Here is a 589-nt window from a genome sequence, read left to right on the forward strand (position 1 = left end):
CCTGACGAAGCCCTCGTCCCTGATCTTGACCCGTATGGCATCGAAGAAGACGAGCGGATATACCGCGTCCAGCGGCCGGTTCTGCCACTCGGCCACTTCCTCCAGGACCGCATCGGTAACCGCCGAGATCAGGTCCGGCGACACGTCGATGCCGTAGAGCTCCTCCAGATGGCCGCGGATCTCGCGCACTGTCATGCCGCGCGCGTACATGGAGATGATCTTGTCATCGAAATCGGGAAAACGGCGCTGGTATTTGGCGATCAGCTTCGGATCGAAGGTCCCGGCCCGGTCGCGCGGGATCGACAGCGTCATCTTCGACGTGCCCGTCAGCACCGACTTCCGCGAATGGCCGTTGCGGCGATTGACGCTGCCGTCGGTGCGTTCGTCCTCAAGGTGCTCGTCGAGTTCAGCGTTCAGAATCCGTTCCGAAAGCGCCTTCTTCAGGTCGTCGAGCAATCCGTCCTTGGCAAACACCTCATTCGGATCGCGGCCGGCAAGCAGTTGGTCCAGAAGTTCCTTCTCAATAGCCATGCGATGATTCTCTCCTTTCCATCATCATGGCCTCGCGCACAGAATTCCCGACAGTCCC

At 60.3% G+C, this 589-nt stretch carries 1 protein-coding gene; it reads right to left on the bottom strand.

Annotated elements, in window-relative coordinates; genetic code table 11:
- The coding region (locus tag NKI01_RS30830) for an IS256 family transposase (protein WP_352965867.1) at nt 1-531 on the bottom strand (531 nt) is incomplete at its 3' end.
- Between the last annotated feature and the right edge of the window lie 58 nt (nt 532-589).

The organism is Mesorhizobium sp. M0815 (assembly GCF_040319995.1).
GTDB lineage: Bacteria > Pseudomonadota > Alphaproteobacteria > Rhizobiales > Rhizobiaceae > Mesorhizobium.